The organism is Carboxylicivirga marina, from assembly GCF_016612505.1.
Classification (GTDB): Bacteria; Bacteroidota; Bacteroidia; order Bacteroidales; family Marinilabiliaceae; genus Carboxylicivirga; species Carboxylicivirga marina.
In genome coordinates this window covers 123,319-146,971 of record NZ_JAENRR010000007.1, presented here as the reverse complement: position 1 = coordinate 146,971, position 23,653 = coordinate 123,319, and the positions used below count along the sequence as shown (strand labels likewise).

General features: G+C 37.9%; 16 protein-coding genes and 1 tRNA gene. 7 read left to right on the top strand and 10 right to left on the bottom strand.

Annotated features, from left to right (window positions below; genetic code table 11):
• Positions 1–31 precede the first annotated feature (31 nt).
• Entirely contained in the window at positions 32–1,396 is a 1,365-nt protein-coding gene (gene mgtE / locus JIV24_RS04795; protein ID WP_200463876.1) for a magnesium transporter, read from the bottom strand.
• 20 nt (positions 1,397–1,416) lie between these two features.
• A complete protein-coding gene (rsmA, locus tag JIV24_RS04790) occupies positions 1,417–2,193 on the bottom strand; it encodes a 16S rRNA (adenine(1518)-N(6)/adenine(1519)-N(6))-dimethyltransferase RsmA (RefSeq protein WP_200463875.1) in 777 nt (258 codons plus the stop codon).
• 163 nt (positions 2,194–2,356) lie between these two features.
• Here rsmA and JIV24_RS04785 point away from each other — a divergent pair, with 163 nt between their 5' ends.
• From JIV24_RS04785 to JIV24_RS04770, 4 genes are all read left to right on the top strand, one after another.
• Positions 2,357–3,367: a lysylphosphatidylglycerol synthase transmembrane domain-containing protein gene (locus JIV24_RS04785; protein ID WP_200463874.1), complete on the top strand. Its 1,011-nt coding sequence runs from the start codon at positions 2,357–2,359 to the stop codon at positions 3,365–3,367.
• Positions 3,336–4,286 carry a lysylphosphatidylglycerol synthase transmembrane domain-containing protein gene (locus tag JIV24_RS04780; RefSeq protein WP_200463873.1) on the top strand — a complete coding sequence of 317 codons (951 nt, stop codon included), beginning with the start codon at positions 3,336–3,338 and terminating at the stop codon, positions 4,284–4,286. The genes JIV24_RS04785 and JIV24_RS04780 overlap by 32 nt, the downstream gene beginning before the upstream one ends.
• Before the next feature lie 74 nt (positions 4,287–4,360).
• Complete coding sequence (locus JIV24_RS04775) at positions 4,361–5,455, top strand: HU family DNA-binding protein (RefSeq protein WP_200463872.1); 1,095 nt, start codon at positions 4,361–4,363, stop codon at positions 5,453–5,455.
• Positions 5,456–5,499: 44 nt separating this feature from the next.
• Positions 5,500–6,597: a glycosyltransferase gene (locus JIV24_RS04770; protein ID WP_200463871.1), complete on the top strand. Its 1,098-nt coding sequence runs from the start codon at positions 5,500–5,502 to the stop codon at positions 6,595–6,597.
• 66 nt (positions 6,598–6,663) lie between these two features.
• On the opposite strand, the gene clpX is transcribed toward JIV24_RS04770, so the two are convergent.
• The 6 genes from clpX to tatC form a co-directional block, all read right to left on the bottom strand.
• Positions 6,664–7,878 (bottom strand): ATP-dependent Clp protease ATP-binding subunit ClpX, encoded by a 1,215-nt coding sequence (gene clpX / locus JIV24_RS04765; RefSeq protein WP_200463870.1) that lies wholly within the window; start codon positions 7,876–7,878, stop codon positions 6,664–6,666.
• Positions 7,879–7,957: 79 nt separating this feature from the next.
• Positions 7,958–8,638, bottom strand: a complete 681-nt coding sequence (gene clpP, locus JIV24_RS04760) for an ATP-dependent Clp endopeptidase proteolytic subunit ClpP (protein WP_200463869.1) — start codon at positions 8,636–8,638, stop codon at positions 7,958–7,960.
• Positions 8,639–8,858: 220 nt separating this feature from the next.
• Positions 8,859–10,217, bottom strand: a complete 1,359-nt coding sequence (gene tig, locus JIV24_RS04755; RefSeq protein WP_200463868.1) for a trigger factor — start codon at positions 10,215–10,217, stop codon at positions 8,859–8,861.
• Between the two features lie 140 nt (positions 10,218–10,357).
• Positions 10,358–10,439 (bottom strand) — tRNA-Leu (locus tag JIV24_RS04750).
• Between the two features lie 73 nt (positions 10,440–10,512).
• On the bottom strand, positions 10,513–11,271 hold the full coding sequence (lptB, locus tag JIV24_RS04745) for an LPS export ABC transporter ATP-binding protein (protein ID WP_234445709.1): 759 nt from the start codon (positions 11,269–11,271) through the stop codon (positions 10,513–10,515).
• Between the two features lie 4 nt (positions 11,272–11,275).
• A complete protein-coding gene (gene tatC, locus JIV24_RS04740; protein ID WP_200463866.1) occupies positions 11,276–12,097 on the bottom strand; it encodes a twin-arginine translocase subunit TatC in 822 nt (273 codons plus the stop codon).
• Between the two features lie 354 nt (positions 12,098–12,451).
• Here tatC and recQ point away from each other — a divergent pair, with 354 nt between their 5' ends.
• Positions 12,452–14,629 (top strand): DNA helicase RecQ, encoded by a 2,178-nt coding sequence (gene recQ, locus JIV24_RS04735; protein ID WP_200463865.1) that lies wholly within the window; start codon positions 12,452–12,454, stop codon positions 14,627–14,629.
• A 439-nt stretch (positions 14,630–15,068) separates the two neighbouring features.
• Positions 15,069–18,533 carry a hypothetical protein gene (locus JIV24_RS04730; protein WP_234445708.1) on the top strand — a complete coding sequence of 1,155 codons (3,465 nt, stop codon included), beginning with the start codon at positions 15,069–15,071 and terminating at the stop codon, positions 18,531–18,533.
• Positions 18,534–18,936: 403 nt separating this feature from the next.
• Here JIV24_RS04730 and JIV24_RS04725 read toward each other — a convergent pair whose 3' ends face one another.
• Both JIV24_RS04725 and JIV24_RS04720 read right to left on the bottom strand, forming a co-directional pair.
• Positions 18,937–19,659 carry a DUF6261 family protein gene (locus tag JIV24_RS04725; protein ID WP_200463863.1) on the bottom strand — a complete coding sequence of 241 codons (723 nt, stop codon included), beginning with the start codon at positions 19,657–19,659 and terminating at the stop codon, positions 18,937–18,939.
• Between the two features lie 1,318 nt (positions 19,660–20,977).
• Positions 20,978–21,379: a hypothetical protein gene (locus JIV24_RS04720; RefSeq protein ID WP_200463862.1), complete on the bottom strand. Its 402-nt coding sequence runs from the start codon at positions 21,377–21,379 to the stop codon at positions 20,978–20,980.
• A gap of 544 nt (positions 21,380–21,923) precedes the next feature.
• Between JIV24_RS04720 and JIV24_RS04715 the strand changes: the two genes are divergently transcribed.
• Complete coding sequence (locus JIV24_RS04715) at positions 21,924–23,483, top strand: tetratricopeptide repeat protein (RefSeq protein ID WP_200463861.1); 1,560 nt, start codon at positions 21,924–21,926, stop codon at positions 23,481–23,483.
• Positions 23,484–23,653: the final 170 nt, after the last annotated feature.

Genomic DNA, 23,653 nt, shown 5'->3' with positions numbered 1-23,653 from the left:
TCCATAAAAGCACGCCCATTTAGAAAAGCCTTCAGGCAAGCATCTTAAATACCTCATTGCCTATTGACAAGTACAGGAACATACCCATGATATCGTTCACGGTTGTGATAAACGGACCGGTTGCAACGGCCGGGTCAATCTTCAATTTATTAAGCAGAAGCGGTACAAATGTCCCAAATAGACTAGCGAAGAAAACCACAGAAAACATTGATATTCCCAAGGTTATTGTCAAGGCCATTTCATCATTAAATAAATAGCTGTAGGCAAAAATCAATGTAGATAAGATACTGGCATTTAAAAGTGCTAATCCAAGTTCCTTTAATAGTTTCAGCCAATTAGTTTCCAAATCTACTGCACCAGAAGCTAATGATTGCACCACTATTGCTGATGATTGCATCCCCACATTACCACCCATTGCTGCAATTAAAGGCATGAAAAAGGAAACAATCGGAAATTTATCGATCAAATCGAGATGCCCAAAAGCAACCCATGATGCTAAAATACCACCAGCCATTCCAATTAATAACCAGGGGATACGTGCACGCGTATGTTGCCAAACACTATCTGAGGCCTCAACGTCTTCGACAATACCAGATGCTAGCTGGTAATCTTTTTCAGCCTCTTCACGAATGACATCTACTACATCATCAATAGTGATTCGCCCAACCAAGCGCCCGATCGAATCAGTAACTGGTAAGGCCACCAAGTCATACTTGTCCATGATATTACTTACATCTTCAGCATCAACATCCACCTTAACCGAGATGACATCAGAATTATAGATGTCTTTTACCAGAACATCAGATGCGCTTAAAAGCATCTTTTTTAGAGAGAGCGTTCCTTTTAGAATACCATCGCTATCGACAACGTAAACGTAATAAACCTCATCAATCTCCTCGGCCTGTCGACGCATGCTACGCAGGCATGTAGGCACGCCCCAATTCTCTTTTACTTTAATGAGCTCTTTGGCCATTAAACCACCAGCCGTATCTTCATCGTAAGCCAACAGATCGGCAATATCTCCAGCTGTAGAAACATCATCAATGTGTGATAGTACTTCCTGCTGACGCTCATCATCCAGCTCGCCAAGTACATCAGCTGCATCATCCGAATCCATGTTGTCGATAAAGCGCTTAGCTATGACATCACTTGGCAGACTGTCCAGAAACTTCTTTCTATCGTTCTCCTCTAATTCTGTTAACACATCGGCAGCCGTATCATCATCCATCATAAAATAAATGAACTTGGCTTCGTCGAGGCTTAGTTCTTCGTATATCTCAGCAATATCAGCCGGGTGTAACTCTTCCATTAATTCTGAAATGGCCGATTCATTTTTGGCTTCAATCAGTTCTGTCAGATTGTCAATATACTCCCTGGTTAATTCAAAATTCAACATATTACTGAGGATTAAAAGTTCTACTTAAGCGGGTTTTTCTCAATCATGCATGTTAGTTCAATAAAATCGTCCACACTCATTTGTTCCGGTCGACGCGTTAAGTAAACATGATCTGCAATGGCCTCTTTATTAAATGGAATGGCTTTTAAGGAATTACGAATGGCTTTACGTCGTTGGTTAAAAATAGCTTTCACCACTTTTACAAACAGTTTTTCATCACACGGGAGTGCTTTAACGTCATTTCGTGTTAAACGTATGACACCCGACTGAACCTTTGGCGGCGGATTGAACACATGCGCTCCTACAGTAAAGAGATAGTCAATTTTATAGAAGGCCTGCAACAATACACTTAGAACACCATATACTTTGGTGCCTGGGCCCGAAGCCAAACGTTCAGCCACTTCCTTTTGTAACATACCGACCACTTCGGGTATCTGATTTCGATATTCAAATACCTTAAAAAAGATAGGTCCTGAAATATTGTAGGGGAAATTACCAATTAAGGCAAAGGACTCATCAAAGATTTCTTTTAAATCCAACTTCAAAAAATCTTTGAAAAAGATACGGCCTTTTAATTCCTGATAGTGGGCAGTCAGATATTCAACCGATTCACGATCTAACTCAATCAGGTTTAAATCAATATCCGGTCGTTGCACCAGGTATTGTGTTAATACACCAGTACCTGGGCCAATTTCCATCACTCGATTTTGCGCATTAGAAAGGCTGGTGACAATTCGCTGGGCTATTTCTAAATCAGTCAGAAAGTGTTGACCTAAGTGTTTTTTTGCTTTTACCATAACCCAATTTATTATTTATGAGGTGATTCAATAGCCGCCGTCTACCGCTTTTTGCATAAGGTCTACAAATTCGTATCTTTCGGCGCTCATTTAGCGCGCAAAGGTAATAAACGTGTTTGAAAGCCGTTATGAAGATACCTAAAATTTTAAATCTGTTCAATCTGTGAAGAAGTCCGCATCCAAACTTATCCAATATGTACTTTTCCCTGCCATCGGAATTTTTATCATCTACCAGCTTTATAAAGATCAGAATGCAGCAGAAATAGGTAAAATACTGCGTAACGATGTGGATTACAAATGGATTGTTTTTTCAATTCTAATAGGTTTAATAAGTCATTTAAGCCGTGCTATGCGTTGGCAGATGTTAATTGAACCTATCGAAAAAAAACCAGGGCTTATCAATACTTTTTGTGCAGTAATGACAGGCTACATGGCCAACCTTGTTTTTCCACGCATGGGCGAAGTATCACGTTGTGGTGTATTAAGTAAATACGAGAAATTATCATTTACACGAGTGGTGGGTACGGTGGTAGCCGAAAGGCTAACTGATTTATTTATGCTAGTGTTAATAATGATTACAGTTTTAGCGTTGCAATTTGACTTTCTAGGCGGCTTCTTGCTCAAAACTTTAAAACTTGAATCTGTTGGTGAGATATTTCATTCGGCTCTTTTTTATGGACTTATTGCCTTAGTGATTGTATCTATATTTTTGGTAAAAAGATATGCAAAGCAATACCGTGCGCTCATGTTTTTAAAAAACCTGATGAGTAAGTTTACCGAAGGTGTTAGTTCCATCCGTAAAATTAAAAACAAACCATTATTTATATTTCACACCATTTTTATCTGGACCATGTATTTCCTGATGATATACGTATGCTTCTTTAGTATGCCAGCAACATCATCACTGGGCATTAATGTAGGAATAACAATCTTACTAACAGGAAGTTTAGGTATGGTAGCACCTGTTCAAGGTGGTATTGGGGCCTGGCATTTTATGGTTATTGCCACACTTAAGCTGTATGGCATTCCAAATGATGATGGTGGTATTTTTGCTTTAGTCGTTCATGCAGCTCAAAATTTGATGATTATTGGAGCTGGCCTTATTGCTATTGGTGCTTTGCCAGTTATCAACAGACCTAAAAATGAAGAAACGGTACTGGCCACTCATAAGTAAAGCACTTCTATTGGCTTTCGCCATATTGGCTTATGCATACATCATTCATAAGCTCGTTTACTTTGATTACTGGCCGGCACTCTTTCGTTCCATCTCATTAACTACGCAAGCCATTGGGCTTGCTGCCATATTGCTCTCACTTTGGTTCATCAACTTGTTTTGCGAAGCCAAAAAGTGGCAGGCCTTAATGCATCCTTTTTATCGTATTAAGTTTATAAATGCCTGGCAACAAGTAATGGCTGGAACAACAACAGCCCTTGGCTCACCCGCACGACTAGCTGAAATGGGTGGAAGAATGGCACTTCTTCCGAAGAAATACAGAGCCAATGCTGCTATTATGACAATACTTGGTGGCTTTATTCAAAACCTGATCATAATAACTTTTGGCGTATTCGCTTTATTGCTAATTCCCGATTCAATTATTGACATTAACATTTCAGGCTATTATTACTGGTTAGCAACAGGCCTGATTGCATTGGCCATACTTTCAACTTATGGAATAATATATTTCTACGCCGATAAAATCAGGTATTACCTTAAAGTCATTAAAAACACATCTCGAAGTACTTTAATTAAATCCACTTTATGGACGACACTTCGTTATTCGGTATATCATTTACAATTATTCTTTTGGCTCTATTTTTTTGGGGTTCAAATCAGTACCAGTGATTTTATACTGTTAGCAATGCTGTATTTTTTAATGATTAGTGTTATACCGTCTCATATACTCATCGACATGGGCATAAGGGGCAGTGTTGCGCTATTTCTCTTTTCATCAGCATCGAACCACACCCCCAATATTTTAATGGCTACCTTTTGCATGTGGATGAGCAATGTTATACTTCCAACTCTTATTGGCTCGTATACCCTTATCCGTCAAAAGCTATTAAAACAAAGGGTTATGCAAAAAGAAACTTAAGACTTTTACGTTTTTTTAGAAATCTGCTTATCTTAGGTGCTTCATACTATTTGTTAACCTAAACAAACCTTGTAATGGAAAACTACATTCTCTCATTAATTAAAGAAAACAACCGAGTTATTGTACCTAATTTTGGTGCTTTTATTGTCGCCAAAGAAAATGGTTTTTCGGTGCTATTTAATAATTTCCTCAGTTTTAACGATGGTTTGTTAGTTGACCATATTGTTAGCGAAGAATCAATAACAAGAGAGGAAGCCGAAAAAAAGATTGAAGAATATGTAGAGAAGGTAAAACAGCACCTCGATGACGAAGGTAGTTACGATATCAAAGGATTAGGTTCTTTTTCAAAAGATGCAACAGGTATTCTTCGCTTCGAGCAGAGTGATGATTTATCTGAAGAAAGTGTAAATACCACCCCTCCTGTTGAAAATACAAAACAGGATGATCTGCTGGACATTGACAATACAAATGTTGTTGATGAATCGGAAAAGGAAATCGAAGAATTACCAGTTTCGGCACGCACAGTTAACGAAACCACTCCTATTGCCGAATTTGATGACATTGAAGAGCCTCTAAAAGATGAGCCAAAACCTGAGTTTGTAGAAGAAACTAAACCAGAAGAAAAGAATGATCCGGTAAGTGTAGCGAATAAGTATCTGGAAGAAGATAATTCGAAAAGGAATCGTTCAATTGCAATCTTCTTGTCGATATTCATTATCCCAATTGGTTTGTTAATCGTTTACCTGTTCTTTATTAAGGATAATTCGCCGAGTGAAGCTGAAAACAAAATCAACACTGAAATAACAAAAACCGAAGCCAAACCTGTAGATCTTAAACCTGCAGAAGGAACGATTGATGCCGGCCCTGATACAACAAAGAAACAAGTTGAAGAACCAAAAGTGATAGAAGAGCCACCGGTAGTGGTTGAGCCAGCAATAAATAAACCTCATCAGCTAATTGTGGGGAGTTTTAGTACAGAGGTAAATGCCAGTAAAATGGTAGAAACACTCAATGGTAAAGGCTTCGATAAGTGTTTTTGGTTTCTGCATAACGATCGCTATTTGGTCAGTCTTGAGTCATTTGCTAAGGTTTACGAAGCACAGGCTAAACAAGAGCAAATATTGAATAACGAACGGATGGAAAGCTGGATAATCACCAAAAGAAAATAAAAACGATAAGAGCCGGTTACAATGAGTATCCGGCTTTATTTTTTATGCAATTTCTTATTTTCATATTACTACTGCCCTTGTTTGCCTACTGTTACCAGATAATCAGTTGGTATCTGCAATGGCTTCATACGGCTAACTTCGAGATGCAGGAAATGTCACATGTCGGCATTTCATTGATCATTCCTTTTAAAGATGAAATAGATAATCTGCCCTCGCTAATATCATCGTTGGAGAATCAAAGCCATGCTAACTGGGAATTAATACTGGTTAATGATCATTCAGAAGATGGCAGCTTTGAATTGGCACGGTCACTCATTGAAAATAGCCATTTGAATGCACAACTTATTAATTCTGATTCGAATGGTAAAAAAGCCGCGCTCCTGACCGGTGTTAAAAGCTCAACTCATCCGATAATTGTAACGAGCGATGCCGACTGTTCATACCACCCTTTATGGCTGATAAATATAGCTAATGCCTGCGAAAGTAAACAAGCCGATTTATTGATTTTACCCGTAACCATTAAACGCAGCAAAGGATGGCTCAATCGATTTCAACAAATTGACTTTGCTGCAGTTCAATTAAGTGGTGCAGCTGCGGCCCTTCAAGGCAAAGCAATTATGTGCAATGGCGCTAACCTGGCCTGCTCTAAAGCCGCTTACCTGGAGGCAGAACTACAAACCAGAATAGCCTCCGGCGACGATATGTTTTTGCTTGAATGGATGAAGCAAAACAATAAAAAAATTGATTTTATAAAAACAGATAAGGTTTTGGTTGAAACAAAGGGAGCGGATACTCTAAAGTCCTTTCTGCATCAACGCGCTCGATGGGCAGCCAAAGCTCCTCATTATAAGGATAAACAAATAATAACTATTGGAATTATTGTAAGCTCTGTTAACCTCGTCCTTATTGGTAGTTTAATGGCTGGAATATTGGCACCAACAATGTGGAAAATCTATGGAATTGTATTGTTTACTAAAAGCATTTGCGATTACACCCTCTTAAAAGCCGGCAGCAATCATTATAAATTTAATATATCCTTTTTGGAGGTTTTATTCTGGCAAGCTATCTATCCATTATATGTTTTAATAGTCCTTGTATACCCTCTATTCGTTAAAGTCATCTGGAAATCTCGTACGATATAAGCCCAATTTAAGCAAAAAAAAGCAGCCCTAAGGCTGCTATATATTTTTACACAATATCGATTAAAATCAACTGGCTTTGAGGCGGGCTATATTCGCATGCTCCATCTTCTTTTTAGCAAAGTCAAGCGAAATAAGCAACTCCTTAACATCCTCAGAAGGGGCGTTAAACATAGCATCCATCATGATTGTCTCGCAAATTGAGCGTAAACCACGAGCTCCTAATTTGAATTCAACTGCCGTATCAACAACATATTCCAGCACTTCATCTTCAAACTTAAGTTCGATACCGTCAATTTCAAACAATTTTTCGTATTGCTTTATTATAGAGTTTTTAGGCTCAGATAGTATTCTTCTTAAAATTTCACGATCCAATGGCTGCAGGTAGGTTAATACAGGCAAACGACCAATGATTTCAGGAATTAGGCCGAAAGACTTTAAATCTTGTGGGGCAATGTATTGCAATAAATTTTGTGCATCAATCTTTTCAATGGACTTGCTAGCCATATAACCAACCACTTTGGTATTCAATCGTTGAGCAATTTTACGCTCAATACCATCAAACGCACCACCACAAACAAACAGGATGTTTTTGGTGTTAACTGGTATCATTTTCTGCTCAGGGTGCTTACGTCCGCCTTGCGGTGGCACATTCACCACTGAACCTTCCAATAACTTCAATAATCCTTGCTGAACACCCTCACCTGATACATCCCGCGTAATTGAAGGGTTATCGCTTTTGCGCGCTATCTTATCGATCTCATCAATAAATACGATACCTTTTTCAGCAGCCTCAACATTGTAATCTGCAGCCTGTAAGAGACGGGTCAGGATACTTTCGATATCCTCACCTACATAGCCAGCTTCAGTCAAAACAGTTGCATCAACAATGGTAAATGGAACGTGTAACATCTTAGCAATGGTACGAGCTAAAAGCGTTTTACCGGTTCCGGTTTCTCCCACTAAGATGATGTTTGATTTTTCAATCTCCACCTCATCGGAGCTACTCTTTTGCATCAAACGCTTGTAGTGATTATAAACAGCTACCGACAGGTATTTCTTTGCTGCTTCTTGACCAATTACATATTGATCGAGGAAATTCTTAATTTCCAACGGTTTTAATAGCGTAATCTCATCAACATCAAACGAATTCTTCTTCTTAACTTCCTCATCTAAGATGGAATGCGCCTGTTCAATACAGCTATCGCAGATATGTCCAGAAACACCAGCTATTAATAAGTTAGTGTCTTTTCTCTCTCTACCGCAAAATGAACATTTATCCATATTTCTTTCCCTAATATAAAATACGAATGCAGAGCCAACAAACAAGCTGATTCTGCATCGCTTATAATTTCAATTTTTCTTATTTACCAGCGTTACGTACAAGAACCTCATCAATCATTCCATACTCTTTAGCCTCCTCAGCTGTCATCCAGTAATCACGATCAGAATCTTTCTCTACCTTTTTATAGGTATTGCCTGAGTGATCAGCAATAATTGTATATAATTCTTTCTTTAACTTTCCAATTTCACGCGCTGTGATTTCGATATCAGAAGCCTGACCTTGAGCACCACCCATTGGTTGGTGAATCATGATGCGTGAATGCTTTAAAGCTGTACGTTTGCCTTTTGTTCCGGCAGTTAATAATACAGCTCCCATTGAAGCTGCCATACCAGTACAAATAGTAGCGATATCCGATGAAATGTATTGCATGGTATCGTAAATACCTAAACCTGCATATACTGAGCCACCAGGCGTATTGAAATAAATCGAAATATCTTTAGATGGATCAGCTGATTCTAAATAAAGTAGCTGCGCCTGAATGACGTTGGCTACATAATCATCAACCGGTAAACCTAAAAAGATAATACGATCCATCATCAAACGTGAGAAAACGTCCATACTGGCAACATTTAACTGACGTTCTTCGATAATGGTAGGTGAAATGTAACTGTTAGTTACTGATGTATATTGGTCCAAAGCAAGGCTATTGATTCCCAAATGCTTTGTGGCATACTTTTTAAAATCTTTTGGATCAATCATTTTCAAAAGTTTTTGTTTGAATGTGCTAATTTAACAATTTACAGCGAACTATCTCACAATCATATTGAGATATGCCCTATTCTTAACACTTATTCATATTTGTTAGTTTAACGCAAGGACTTGATATCGATAAAAACTAAAAAATGTGACAAAAAAATAGCCCCGAATCATTCGGAGCTATTCTATATTGAATCGCAATTGTAGCGATATGCTTTATTGCTTATTTAGTATCAAATAATTTGTTGAAATCGTCGCGAGTAATTTCTTTCTCTTCAACTTTAACAGCTTCTTTGATGAAGGCAATTACTTTTTCCTGCATTGCTCCTTCAGCCATTTGACGACGCTGCTCATCCTGCTTCAACATTTCCTGTGCATAGTTTTCTAAGTGCTCATCAGGCACGCTAGCTAAACCATACTGCATAAACTGCATCTTAGCCGATTTTTTAGCGAATTCGATAACATCAGCTTCTTCAACTTTTACATCGTTGTTTTTGATGATGTTGTTACGAATCAACTGCCACTTTAAATCCTCTAAAAATCGTGGCATTTCAGTATCAATTGTATCAGCATCTAACTTTTCGTTATCGCGGTTAGTAGCCAACAACCAACGCTTTAAGAATGCTTCAGGGAAGTCAACTTTAACTTTGCCCATCAATTTTTCTTTTGCATCAATCGAGAAGCGGTACTCAGTTTCCATTTCAAGATTCTTAGCAATGTCTTCATTGATTCGTGCGTTGAATTCTTCTTCAGAGTTAACAACACCTTCGCCGAAAGCCTGGTTGAATAAGTCCTGATTTAATTCAGCCTCAACAAACTCAGTTACTTCAGTTACGGTAAACTGGAAATCACCTGTTAAAGCTTCCGCTTCTTCCTTAGTGATTTTCAGCATGTGAGATATTTCAGTATCATTAGGGAAAGCTTTCTTAGGGTCAAACACTATAACATCGTTTGCCTTAGCACCCATTAATTTGGCTTTCTCATCTTCATCTTTAATAATGGCCATTGATAACACAACGTCCTCAGGTGCAATACCACCTTCTTTTACGTCGCCACCTTCAAGTTGAGTAAAATTACCTTTTACCAATGCTTTTTCTGTAGCTGCCTCTACAGGCTCTGATTTACCAAAACGACCAGTTACAGAGTCCTTTTGTTGCTTAAACATTTCTTCTGAAACCTCTACTTTGTAGTAAGGTAACTTAATGCGTTTGCTTAAGCTTAATTCCATCTCTGGAGCAATTGCTACATCAAATACGAAATCAAATTTATCAGAATTATCAAAATCAATTAATTCTTGTGTTTCTGACGGAAGTGGCTCACCTAGTAAGTCAAGCTTTTCATCAACAATGTAGCTGTGAATTTTTTCAGAAACCAGCTTGTTCACCTCATCAGCAATTACTGCTTTTCCATACATCTTCTTAACAACACCCATTGGTACCTTACCAGCACGGAAACCTGGCATGTTAACACGCTTACGGTAGTCTTTAAGAACATTATCAACTCGGCCTGCGTAGTCCTCTTTCTCAACAGTTAACTTAATAACTGCGTTCAATGCATCAATGTTTTCCTTTGAAATATTCATTTCCTAAAGATTTAAAGTGAACCGCTCCTCTATTATTTGCTCGAAATCAATTGAGGATGGCATCTATTTAATTTCACAATTTGTACAAAATTAGAAAACCGCCTCTCCACCGAATTGAATCGAAAGTGAGGCGGTTTTTGTGCGGATGAAGGGACTCGAACCCCCACGCCCGAAGGCACTAGATCCTAAGTCTAGCGCGGCTACCAATTACGCCACATCCGCATTTCTTAGTTTCGCGGTGCAAAGATATACCCTTTTTCTTTGCCTCCAAATTTTTAATAAATATTTTTTGAATTTATTTCTCTGGCTCAAACTCGCGACGACGTAATTCAAAGTCATCACCCAGGTATAATCGCTTCACATCTTCATCAGCGGCCAATTCCTCTGCCGTCCCGGCTTTCAGTATCTTACCCTCAAAAAGCAGGTATGCTCTATCGCAAATTGCCAATGTTTCGTGTACGTTATGATCGGTTATTAATATGCCAATATTTTTAAATTTTAATTTGGCTACAATTTCCTGAATATCGCGAACTGCAATAGGATCGACTCCGGCAAATGGCTCATCGAGCAAAATAAATTTTGGATTAATCGCAAGAGCTCTTGCAATCTCGGTACGACGACGCTCTCCTCCCGAAAGCTGTATACCCAAACTCTTTCGAATATGATTTAAACTAAACTCATCCAACAGCTCTTCCAACCTATCTTTCTGATGTTCCTTTGAAAAATCGGTCATTTGCAGTACCGCTTTGATATTATCTTCAACACTTAATTGACGAAACACACTGGCTTCCTGCGCTAAATAACCAATACCTTTTTGTGCTCGCTTATAAACAGGTGCGTCAGTAATCTCTTCATCATTCAAGTAAATCTTACCACTATTGGGCTGAATTAAACCCACCATCATGTAGAAAGATGTTGTCTTACCTGCTCCATTAGGACCAAGTAACCCCACAATTTCGCCTTGTTTAACATCAACCGAAACACCTTTTACCACCGTTCGGCTTTTGTACTTTTTTATCAGTGTATCTGTATGCAGTCTTAAAGCTTCTTCCATAATCTTAAACATTTGCAGGTACATCTACCTGATTCTTTTTTTCAAGTCGTTTGGCAATCATAATGCCTGACTCATATAATACTACTAGTGGCAAACAAACCAGTAATTGACTAATAACATCCGGCGGTGTAATTATAGCCGACAACAACAAAGCAACCACTATCGAGTGTTTCCGATATTTAATCAAGAAACCCGATGTCACTAATCCAACCTTAGCCAGAAAATAAATAAAGATAGGTAACTCAAATATTATTCCCCCAGCCAAAACAATAGATGTTATGGTACTGATATATGAACCTAGATTAACAATATTCTCAACTTGTCCACTTACCTGATAGGTTCCCAGAAAATGCACTGATAATGGGCAAATAATATAATAAGCAAATAATATACCTATCGAAAATAATGTAGATGCGAAGAAAATAGCACCACGGGAATTATTAACTTCATTTTGATAAAGTGCAGGTCGAATAAAACGCCAGAACTCCCAGAATATATAGGGGAATGCGACTACAATTCCGACCACAAATGACACCCAAATGTGCGTGGTAAACTGACCCGACATTTTAATATTTTGCAAACTAAGCGGTACCTGATTAATACATAACAAAGGTAGATCAAGCGTACCGGCTAAGCCACACAAAAAACGATTCGTAAAAAAATCAGGACTGGAAGGCGCCAAAATTATTGTATCAAAAACAAATCCCTTAAAAATAAAAGCTGCTACAGCGAAAACCATAACACTACCGAAAGCTCTTACAAGATGCCATCGAAGTACCTCCAGGTGCTCCAAAAACGACATTTCTTTATTGGTCTCTTCAGACATGTAATAATAATTAGTATATCTTCATTTGGTAAACAAAAGTAGAGTATCGGACTTTAACAAAAAGTTAAAAATATTTAAACCATTGCACTATCAAGTCACAATAAGCTATATGCGAAGATAGCAACCCTTCACCTAATCACAAACTTTTTGGTTAAACCAAAGATATTATCTAACTTCATTCGACATTGCAATAAACAATGCGGCAATTACACTCGAATTAATTCTTAATAAAGTTGAATAAGCCGTTAAGTTTGATAGAAAATTAAAAGGTTATTTTATTTTTGTTGCAATCTAATAATCGAGGATAACAAGTATTTGCATTTCTTAAATGCAATACGAAATAGGGATTTTGTTATGGCAAAGCAGGTTGATCTGAGTGCTAGTTTAAAGGAGCATTTTGGGTTTGATACTTTCAAGGGGAATCAAGAGGAGGTCATCAACAATGTGTTAAAGGGTAATGATACATTTGTATTAATGCCTACAGGTGGTGGTAAATCATTATGCTATCAGCTTCCAGCACTAATACTGCAAGGAACAGCTATTGTTATATCACCGTTAATAGCGTTGATGAAAAATCAGGTGGATGCCATGCGCAACTTCAGCGAAGATGATGGCATTGCTCACTTTTTAAATTCATCACTTACAAAAACGGCTATTAACAAAGTTAAAGAGGACATATTGGCTGGTAAAACCAAGTTATTGTATGTAGCTCCTGAGTCGTTAACCAAAGAAGAAAATATCGAGTTTCTGAAACAGGTTAAAATTTCATTTTATGCCGTTGATGAAGCACATTGTATTTCAGAATGGGGACATGACTTCAGGCCTGAATACAGACGAATCAGACCAATTATAAGTGAAATAGGTGAATCACCTGTCATTGCACTTACAGCAACTGCAACGCCAAAAGTACAACACGACATACAGAAGAACTTAGGCATGTTGAATGCGATGGTATTTAAATCGTCATTTAATCGACCTAACCTGTATTACGAAGTACGTCCTAAAACGAATGCCTCAAAGGAGATTATCAAGATTCTTAAAAACTACGTAGGCAAATCATCGATTATCTATTGCCTCAGCCGTAAAAAGGTTGAAGAATTAGCCGAAACATTGGTTGTTAATGGCATCAAAGCGCTTCCATATCATGCCGGAATGGATGCCTCCACACGCGCCAAAAATCAGGATCAATTCCTGATGGAAGAAACAGATGTGATTGTTGCAACCATTGCCTTTGGCATGGGCATTGACAAGCCAGATGTTCGCATGGTTATGCACTATGATATTCCTAAAAGCCTCGAGGGTTATTATCAGGAAACAGGAAGAGCAGGACGTGATGGCGGCGAAGGAAAATGCATTGCATTCTACAGTTATAAGGACATACAGAAGCTTGAGAAGTTTATGCAGGGCAAACCTTTGGCTGAGCAAGAAATTGGCAAACAGCTATTATTAGAAACTGTAGCATATGCCGAATCATCAGTTTGTCGCAGAAAAACGCTTCTTCATTACTTTGGTGAGAAATACCAGGTGAAAGACTGTGAAACGTGCGACAACTGTGTTAACCCCAAAGAAGAGTTTGAAGCCAAAGGGGACATTGTTAAGCTGATGAGCATGATTCTTTTATTAAAAGAGCGCTTTAAGGCCGATCATGTTATAAATGTATTGACAGGTAACGTTAACACCGCTATCAAGTCATATAAGCATAATGAAATTCCTGAATTTGGTTCGGGAGATGAAAACGATGAAAAACACTGGAATGCCGTTGTTCGTCAATCATTGGTGAGAGGTTTTATTGTCAAAGACATTGAATCATACGGCCTACTACATATTAGTAAGAGTGGTCATGAATACCTGAAAAAGCCAGCATCAATCAAGATGACCAAAGATCATGACTTTGATGTGGTAGAAGAAGAAACAAATACCGGAGGAACTGCAGCTGTTGACACCAACCTATTCAATATGCTTAAGGATCTGCGGAAAGATTTGTCTAAAAAACTTAACCTTCCGCCATTTGTCATTTTCCAGGATCCTTCATTGGAAGCAATGTCTACCTATTATCCGATTTCAATTGAGGAATTACAAAACATTCCTGGAGTAGGCACAGGCAAAGCCTCGCGATTTGGTAAAGAGTTTGTAAAACTGATTGCCAAGCATGTTGAAGAGAACGAAATTGACCGCCCTATGGATATGGTGGTTAAATCGGTTGCTAACAAATCGAAAAACAAAATTGCCATTATCCAAAGCATTGACAGACAAATGCCTTTAGATGACATTGCTTCATCAAAAGGCATGGAAATGGTCGATTTAATTAAAGAACTGGAATCTATTGTCTATTCCGGCACCAGAGTCAACATTGATTACTACATCGATCAGGTAATGGATGAAGACCATCGTGATGACATCTTTTACTATTTTAAAGAGGATGCAGAAACAGATGATATACAAGATGCTCTGGAGGAATTGGGAGAAGATCAATACTCTGAAGAAGATGTTAGAATCGTTCGCATCAAATTTATATCAGAAGTAGGAAATTAATTACCAGATATCAGAAAGGAGCCTAACAGGCTCCTTTTCTTTTACTAATCATTTTTCAATTTATTACATTTTAATGCGTTTTGAGTTTAATTTATAATTCAAACGCATTCTTTAGGTGACAATCATCACCTTTTATTTACCAAATGCACTAATAATTACTCAGTATCTTGCCCAATAAATTGGTAACAACAAAGCGAGAATTCACTATTGCACTACTATCCAAAACATTATACAATCCGATTTATTCTTTCTATTTTTCCTAGCATATATAAAAGCAATACTATCCGATTCGTGTATTATGTTCACTTTTTATTATTTATTGAAATAATTTAGAATTATTAACATACAAAACCTGATAAAATGTTATTAAAACAACGGTTTATTATTTAAATTTGTCGCTCATTCATAACTTAAAACGCGTACCAAAATGAAAGATGATATGCAAAAGAAGCAAAAACTGAGTAAGAAGGACCGGAAGGATATGATTCAGTACATCAATCTACAACTGGCCTCTATTGGTCAGCCTTTGTACTATGATGCCTGTGATGCCGACACCAAATACTCTAACACTAAATTCCTTTCCTTAACCGAAGGTTTAATTAATAGTTTTAAAGAGAAATCACGTTTGTTATCAGATCATCTGTCACCAGCTGATACGCGTATACAAAACTTTTTGAACACTTATTTAAGCGATGTTGATGTTGATAACTCAGAATATCGCTTACCAAATAAAACATTTGTTCTTAACCAAAAAGGCTTAGCACGCGAGGTGAGTTTACCACCTGATGCGAATGAATTCAAAAGTGAATTGGTTAGCTCATACCGTTTAAAGCAAGGAATCCTTAATAATCCTGACAAAGACAAACGTACTACTAAAGGTACATTCCACATTGTAGAAGGTGGATTACCAGTACCATTGGATAAAAAAGAGGTGCCAAAAGTTGCTTTTGCAAACATGTTAAAAGCAGCTGTTAATCCTGACGATGATATGAATATTTTGCCATTCACCTCTACTCAGGAAGATAAGGCAAAAACAATGGTATCATTATTACTTCGTCCGATTGTATGTCCTGAGGTTCCAGGGGTAATAGCACAAAAGAGCATGGAAGTTCGCTTTTTTGCACCAGGTACATTGGTAAGTAACCTTGATTTTGTTGAGAACATCTTTGGCAATGCAGGTGACCATAACCTGGCTGAAAATGATTCAGCACTAGATGTTGAGCACTGGACAGGTACTACAGGTTGTATTATCCTTGCCCCTCAAATGACCAAGTTAAAGAAGAAAGACATTGGTCTACCTCACTATGATGATGCTACAGAGCGTCAGCGTAACGATGGTATGTGCTGGAAAGATGAAAACGAATTATATAACGAAGGTGGTGCATTCAAAATCACTTGTCGTGATGATAATGGTGTAGTGGTAACACTAATTGGTGATAACTACTACGGTTATTCTAAAAAAGAAATCAAAACTCAGATCAGCTACTCAGCCAACATGATTGGTTTGGTTGAAGAAGAGCACGCCGGAGGAGCCATAGCTTACCCACGCGGAATCATGAGTGACAATGTATACGGTGATATCTTCTCGGAGAAGCTTAAAGATACTTACGCTTTTAATGAAGCCATGGCTTTATTAGGCGATAGAGTAACTATTTATCCTGAAGGTTATGCTATAGATAAGAAATTCTCTAACATTACATATATCCAGGAACACGCTACTATCGATATCGATAACAGCAAAGTGGTTTGGAATATTAATGGAAAAGAAGAGTCACTAAAGCTTTCTCCTGATACCATTTACATTCACCCATCAGGTCATAAATTCCAGTTAGCAAAACACCCAACACAACCAATGTGGCGTATTGTTAACACCCAGCCTGAAGGTATCTTCTGTCACAAGCCATGTACTGTATCTGGTGGTGGTAAGTCAGAAATTTCTAAATCAATGCAGAATGCTATCCAGTATGGTACATTCAACATTGTAAACCTTGAGGAAGACTTTAAAGCAGCTGATGAAATCATTAACTACGATTTCTCTAACCGTTGGAAAAACATTCGTCCTGATGCTGAACCATCACGTCCATTCCTAAGCCCACAGCGCGCTTTAGGTTCGGCCGTTAAGTTATTAACACCTTCAGAAACATACAGCGACGAGTACAATGCCTTCTTAAATGGTATTCCTTCGCACATTCGTTCATTAGTGCTATTCATTAAGCGCCTTTACCGTAACGAGAGCGAAAAAGGAAACTGGAAAGATTATATGTCAGTTGAATTCATCAACGGTCGTGAAGGAACAACACTTCAGTACAAGAACAACAAAGTAACAGCAAGTTACGTACGTATCGGATTTAACGCTGATGGTAACTGGTTATTACACAAATTACGTTCTGACTTTGTTCCTAGCCAGAAAATTCAGATGGAAGATGATATCTCAGCAACAATTGTTTTACCTGCCAGCCAGTTAAGCAACTTGAACCCTGAGTATAAGAATAAGAGTTACAAAGTGGTTACCAACTGTGAAAGTCACTTATTCCAGCGTCCTGATGAAGCGATTATCCGTGGATATGACAAAGGAGCTGAGAAAGATATTGTAACAGACGGTACTTTCTTAACAAACTACGAGCCTTTAACTAAGAAGGATGCCATTGAGTTATACGAAGATGCTATCAACTTCGACAAGTATACACAGCCTGTTAAAGACTTATTAATGAAAGTTATTAACAACGATAAAGATGGTTACTTTGTAGTGCCTTCACACACTCGTATCGTTGATGGCGTGCCAACTAACAACCCTCGTTACTTAGAGCGTAACATCTTTAAAGATGATATCATTGATAACTATTTAGGGGAAGTTGGTGTACGTTTATTCCGTAAGATTAAATCAGAAGAGCCAGTTATTGATGTTGTAAATGCTGTATTACCAGGTCGTCGTAACAACCCTGCTGATAAAGAGAATAGCATTCGTCCGTTGGCTGTTTATAACCCAATTCATTACCAAGAGCTTCCTGAGTTATTCATGGACTTCATCTGTAGTTTAACAGGTAAATCTCCATCTACAACAGGTGCAGGTACAGAGGGTGCATTAACAAAAGGTCCTTTCAACATGTTAGTTCCTACAACTGACTTGAACAATGCCTTGTTATCATACATCATTACTGAGTACCAAGGATTCAGCTCGGCTGCAGGTTATGTTGGACAGAACCGTTTCGACCACGACATCTCTATCTTAATTCCTGAGATTTGGGCGCGTTTAGTACCTGAAGATCGTGATCCGAAATTATTGATTGAGAACGGATCTCTTGAGAAATTGGAAGACTTTGAGCACGAAGGTCAGAAAGTATTAGCTAGCCGTTTAGGTTACCGTATTACTGAAAACTTTGCTTTCCGCTGTATGAACCGTCTGTTTGACGAGCCATTATCAGTATTTAACGAGCAAATGTTGAAACCCGAAACTCAGGGAATGGAAGACTTTGTTGACGGTATCAACAACATTGTTGAAGCACAGCAAAAAGTAGCATCACGCTATTTCGAAGAAGGAAGTGTTGAAGGTGCTATTCCTCCATTGAAAATCTTACTTCACATTATGGCGTATGGTGAGTTTGAAGGTAAAGAAATCAGTCATCCGGACCTACGTAAGTATTTCGACCGCGACTATGTGATTAACAGCGATTGGTACAAAGAGCGCTTAGCTTTGAAGCAGGAGAAAGAAGTAGCATTCCGCAAAGGTCAGATTGAGTACCTTGAAGACTTTGCTGCTAAGGCTGAAAATGGTGACATTAAAGTTGATTTAGATATTGAAAGCAGATTAGCAAAAGCCAATGAATACTTAGCTTATGCAACATCTGAAGCATATTTAAAAGATCTTGAAGGAACAATTGGTGCTGACGTTATTTACCGAGGGTAAGCACCTTTAGGTTATATATTACAATACACAAAACAGAGAGAGGTGGCCGTTGGTCACCTCTTTTTTTGCTTGTGACTACTTGACCACTACTATGGAACACAAAGTATACTTGTGGTCTACGCATAAATCTTGGAACAATAGATATTCTTTTGTGTAAAAGTTCTTTTGGCGTTTCACCCAAACCCGAGTTACTTTTTGCTTCCTTATTTGGCAATAAAAAGAGGAAACCTCTCTGGTAAGACAACTAAAAGAAATAACAATCATGCCAACCGCTAAGAATGATAAATTTATCTCAAATTACGATTGACTCCCCAAGTTTTAATGTGACCCACTGCTATTACAAAATACAAAAAGGGTGCCCATCACAGGCACCCTCACTATCCTTTATCATGTTTACAAATGGTTAATTATCTACCTCAACAGTTTCCTCACTGTTACGACGACGCTTCACCAAGGCATTGGCACGCTCGATGTGCATCACCACATCGTTGATTAATTCCTGGTAAGGTGCAGGATTCATCTGTTGCATCGCTTTCAGGTAAACAAGCAGCTTATTGTTGACTACCTTTAACAATTCATGTTTAAGGGCCGATGCACTTTCTGTTTTACCATCTTCGGCACGCGCCTCATGCCAGTCAGCTTCCGCAGCTTTAAATTGTTTCTGCTCAGTTTTCAACTGCTCAACAATGGCCACCATGCCCGGTAATACAGCTACCATTGCCGCTGTTTCAGGCTCTTCTAAATCACGGATTAAAGCATCGAGCAATGACGACTCGCTACTATAGTTCTGATTGATTAGATCAAAACCATAGTTATCTAACACCATATCCACATGAACAGCCGCTTCACGTATAGTGGCATCAGGATGTAAGAGAAAACCTTTAATAATATGCAAAAGCGAGCGATAAGTCATATCGCGCCTTTCATCATGGTCCTCAAGAGCAGACATGGCCTTGCTCTCGTTAATGGCACCAGACAAGCCAATGCTGATGGTGCTCATCTCACTCCTTAATGTACTCACATGCACATCTTCGAGTGTTGATTTATCCAGTTCACCATGCAGCTTACCGGCTAAATCAGCAGCATCGGTCACCCGGATATTTCTATTGATTTTGTTTATTTTCATAAAAATTGATTTGTAGATAAAGGATAGTATTAATTGTTGTATTTGATTCGTTATTAAAACAGGCTTGCTTAAACCATATAACAGCCTTTTACAAAAAGCAGCCTTTGCTTAATTGGTATAAGGCTCCCCGACGGAAAAAACACTGTTTGCTTCAATAAGCTATGCTTCCCCTGTGGGAAAAGGAACCATTGCTTGTGTAAGCGAAGCTTGCCCCATGGAAAAAACAGGCTTTGCTCACTTAAGCAAAGGCTGCCCAATGAAAAAGAGAGGCCTTGCTTAGTTAAGCAAACTGTGTCTTTTCAAAAAAGGGAGCATATACTACTTAAGCAAGTAATCCACCACCCAAAAAGTAGAATGATAAAATGATATATAGCTCGATTTAAGCGTTTGTAAGAGCTGTTTTGCTTGCCTAACTGGCAATACACAGCATTTGGAAGGCAATGATTTTTTGGACTCATAAATTAGGCTTGTATTGGTTAGTTTTTAAAATACAAGTGAAAAGTTATGAAGTGTTTTGAAGGGAGACTAATGATAAATGTCAGGTTTGGTGAAAAAATTATAAAATAATGTGGCTTTGCATGTAAAAAGAAAAGGTACCGTAGATCACTTTAAAAAGTTGTGGACTAAAATTGAATTTGAAATAATTTATCATCTTTCCTTGAGATAGGTGTGATTGTTACTTCTTGCCTTACCAGGCGGGTTTCCCTTTTTTCATTGCCAAAAAGGGAAGAAAAAGCTAGTCTCATTGATGCTTCCCTGCGCTCTAATAAATAATAAGCATCACTATCAAAGTAGGGTAAACCCCTTTTATGTTCCGCTAAATTATTTATTATTCACCCTTGCCCTGGCTCGCCAATGAGACAGGCCAACACACACAATCAAAACTACTTCGTATTCAAGGTTAAGTTGTGAATTTGATTATGCAGTGATTCTGACATGAGCAACGCAGTCGGGGGACCCACTTGATAAAGCGGAGGAAAAGAAAGATTTGGAGCATGCATTGTGAATCTTTAAATCTTTCCCGAAGCAAGTCTTAGTGGGTCGAGGAGTGCTGTAGTCAGCGGGTTCTTTCGTTAGTTTTTGACCTGTTGCAAAACAGTAACTCGGGTTTGGGCGAAGCGCCAAGTAGTTGGTTGCCTTTTTCACCATAAAAGCAATAAAATCCTTGTACTCGTTTAATCCACAATAATATCGATAGCAACTTTTTTCTATTTAGAGCATCTGTAATTTATGCTTAATCCACAAGTATGTCGAGTGATCCAGTACCCTGTGAGGAGTACCTTTAGTTATTATCTTACGATGCAGAAGATTACTAGAATTAATCCATAAGAATACACCGCGCATATTCCTTTGTCTTTTCTATCTTTTTCTTTTTTAAATCCATGTCGTAATAGGATTCATCCTTCAGCATGGTTTGAATAAATTTAATGCCCACTTCTTCAATTTGCATTAATTGTTCTTTGGTAATCGGGTAGGTCATGGCAAAGCCTGAGTATATTTGATTACCAGATACAAATGATTGGGGTGTGGCATTTTTGATTGAAGTGAGCTCCATTACCGACTTATCACCAAGTTTCAAATTCAACTGACTGCCTTCGGGAATTAAAAAGGCCTGATCACCCGGAATATTGACATAGGATTCGAGTCTGAAATCATCACCCAAGCGGTAAAAAGCAAACTTAAAATAGAAGTTATGGGCCTTAAGGATGCGTCTTTCCACTTCCCCTGAAAACTCGTCTACTTTTTCATGAGTATAATTACACTATTGTGCTTTTGTAATGCTTGTGCTGGTGAATAAAAGGATGGTGAATAATAATAAGACATTTGTTTGTGCATTTGAAAATAACATAAACTTGACACATTCAATCATAAATACTCTAATACAGACTCATTCTAATCATAATACTTATCCAAGCAAACAAATAAAAAAGGGTTAGGCAGGTTTTGAATCGGGGAATTATAAATCTTTATCCTGATTAAGTTGCATTGGTAAACCACACGACTACAAAACAAATATTCCTCCTAAATAAATACTAAAGAACAGTGTGGCAATTAGTGCGGCATTTTGTATAGTACAATAATTCTGTGCTTTAAGATTGTTGCGAATAAATAATAACGGTAGTCGGATATAAAAGATTGTTACGAAAATTTTAATCCCTGCATACAATAATCTTTATGATTTGATTAGCTTAGCAACAACTAACGTATACCTACTATCACATTGAAAGTGTTATGAATATAATGTCATTCTATATATCCTGATATTGTTAAGTTGCCCTGTACTTACCTCGGCACAACTGTCGGTTGAAGAACAGTTAAATAAAATTGAACAGCTTGTTATTCATTACCCTGATACGGCTGAAAAAGAATTAGAACACTTCAATGAATCAACATCACAAAGCGTTATCGAAAAATATGCTGAAGACATTGCTTATATAAAAGCACTCCAGTTATACCGGAAAAATGACTATGATTCGGCATTAGTTGTTATTAAGGATATTCTGCCGAGATATGGCAAACAATACAATTTAAGCGGACAAGCGAAATGTCAGTTATTAATAGGATTCATATCTGAGGATATAGGTAATTGGGATCAAGCTATTATTAACTATTATAAGTGTGTTGATTTATTGGAAGATCAATCAACCATTTACACAGGTTATGCTAACATAGGCATTGCAAGATGCAATAATTATAAGAAAAATGATTTCTCCAGCACACTAGAAAAAGGCGTTCAACAACTAAAGGAAAACGGGTCCTATGCTCAACAACTGTTTGCAGAGAAATCCTATTTGTCATTAATGAATCAAGGCAAGCCAGAAACCTTTAAAAAACTTGATGGTATCGGAAATGAATATTTACAACTTAATCTTAATAGAGAAGCTATTAATATATACAAAGGATTAGCACATAACTATTACAAACAACGTCAATATGATTCTGCTGAATACTATGTTGATGAAGCACTTGAGTTAGTTTTCTCAAAAAATATAAATAATTCACTTTTACCAAGTCTCCTACAATTTAAAGGGGCACTTTTTTATAAAAAGAAAGACTACGATGAAGCGGAAAAGTTGATTTATCAGTCAATTGATTCATACGATAAATATAAACTGCATTCCAATAAATACTATCCATATAAATTGCTCAGTAGGATTGATACCATAAAAAAGGATTATCAAGCGGCCTTCCTGCACTTGACAGCTGCTGTAAAATACCAAAAATTAAAAGAAGCGGAACAAAAAAAGCGCTTAACTCACATACTTAATATTAACGCAGAAGTCGATGCACTTAAAGAGGATAATGCATCCCTTAAATCACAGCGATCCATGCTCATAATGGCAGCTATTATAGGTTTACTATTTGTTACAATGGTGGCCTATTATTTCATCAATAGAAATAAGAAACGTCAATTACAAATAAAGGCTAAGAACAAGGACTTACACAACCTGGTGGTTGGTATTAATGAAAAGCTGCGTATGCAAAAACGAATAGGCATAGCAGATGAATCAATATCAAACCACAAAAAAAACAAATTAACACTGTCGGAAAATTTCGATTTGTGTTACCAAGAATCATATCAGGCTATACTAAATGAATACCCTCAACTCACCAAAGCTGATGCCCGCTATGCGCTCATGTTTGCCTTGGGTATGTCAACTGAGGCCATTTGCCAGATACAAAGTGTACAATCATCTACAGTAAGAAAAGCGAAATCGCGTGTGCGTGAAAAGTTAAACCTATCGAAAGACAGTAAGCTGGAAGACTATTTCATGCCCTTGCTGGAATACGATAATCAGGAAGAATCCTTACTAACTCAGTAAATAGTCACGTTCATTTAGTTTATTCGCCCTGGTACTGAAATTCTGTTCCCTCTCAGTCGTTCAGACAGCTCCCTCCCGTCTGAGTTGGGACAAGCTAAGTGGAGTATTGAATAGCACGGTACAAAAATTATAGGCTGCATACGCAATCAATTCGACTGCCAACTCCCATT

Bases quoted from the DNA above. Each gene is read 5' to 3' on its own strand.
- JIV24_RS04780 (WP_200463873.1), top strand. From the start codon at position 3,336: ATGAAGAAACGGTACTGGCCACTCATAAGTAAAGCACTTCTATTGGCT.
- lptB (WP_234445709.1), bottom strand. From the start codon at position 11,271: ATGGAAGAAGCTTTAAGACTGCATACAGATACACTGATAAAAAAGTAC.
- JIV24_RS04775 (WP_200463872.1), top strand. From the start codon at position 4,361: ATGGAAAACTACATTCTCTCATTAATTAAAGAAAACAACCGAGTTATT.
- tig (WP_200463868.1), bottom strand. From the start codon at position 10,217: ATGAATATTTCAAAGGAAAACATTGATGCATTGAACGCAGTTATTAAG.
- rsmA (WP_200463875.1), bottom strand. From the start codon at position 2,193: ATGGTAAAAGCAAAAAAACACTTAGGTCAACACTTTCTGACTGATTTA.
- mgtE (WP_200463876.1), bottom strand. From the start codon at position 1,396: ATGTTGAATTTTGAATTAACCAGGGAGTATATTGACAATCTGACAGAA.
- clpX (WP_200463870.1), bottom strand. From the start codon at position 7,878: ATGGATAAATGTTCATTTTGCGGTAGAGAGAGAAAAGACACTAACTTA.
- recQ (WP_200463865.1), top strand. From the start codon at position 12,452: ATGGCAAAGCAGGTTGATCTGAGTGCTAGTTTAAAGGAGCATTTTGGG.
- JIV24_RS04725 (WP_200463863.1), bottom strand. From the start codon at position 19,659: ATGAAAATAAACAAAATCAATAGAAATATCCGGGTGACCGATGCTGCT.
- clpP (WP_200463869.1), bottom strand. From the start codon at position 8,638: ATGATTGATCCAAAAGATTTTAAAAAGTATGCCACAAAGCATTTGGGA.
- JIV24_RS04730 (WP_234445708.1), top strand. From the start codon at position 15,069: ATGCAAAAGAAGCAAAAACTGAGTAAGAAGGACCGGAAGGATATGATT.
- JIV24_RS04770 (WP_200463871.1), top strand. From the start codon at position 5,500: ATGCAATTTCTTATTTTCATATTACTACTGCCCTTGTTTGCCTACTGT.
- tatC (WP_200463866.1), bottom strand. From the start codon at position 12,097: ATGTCTGAAGAGACCAATAAAGAAATGTCGTTTTTGGAGCACCTGGAG.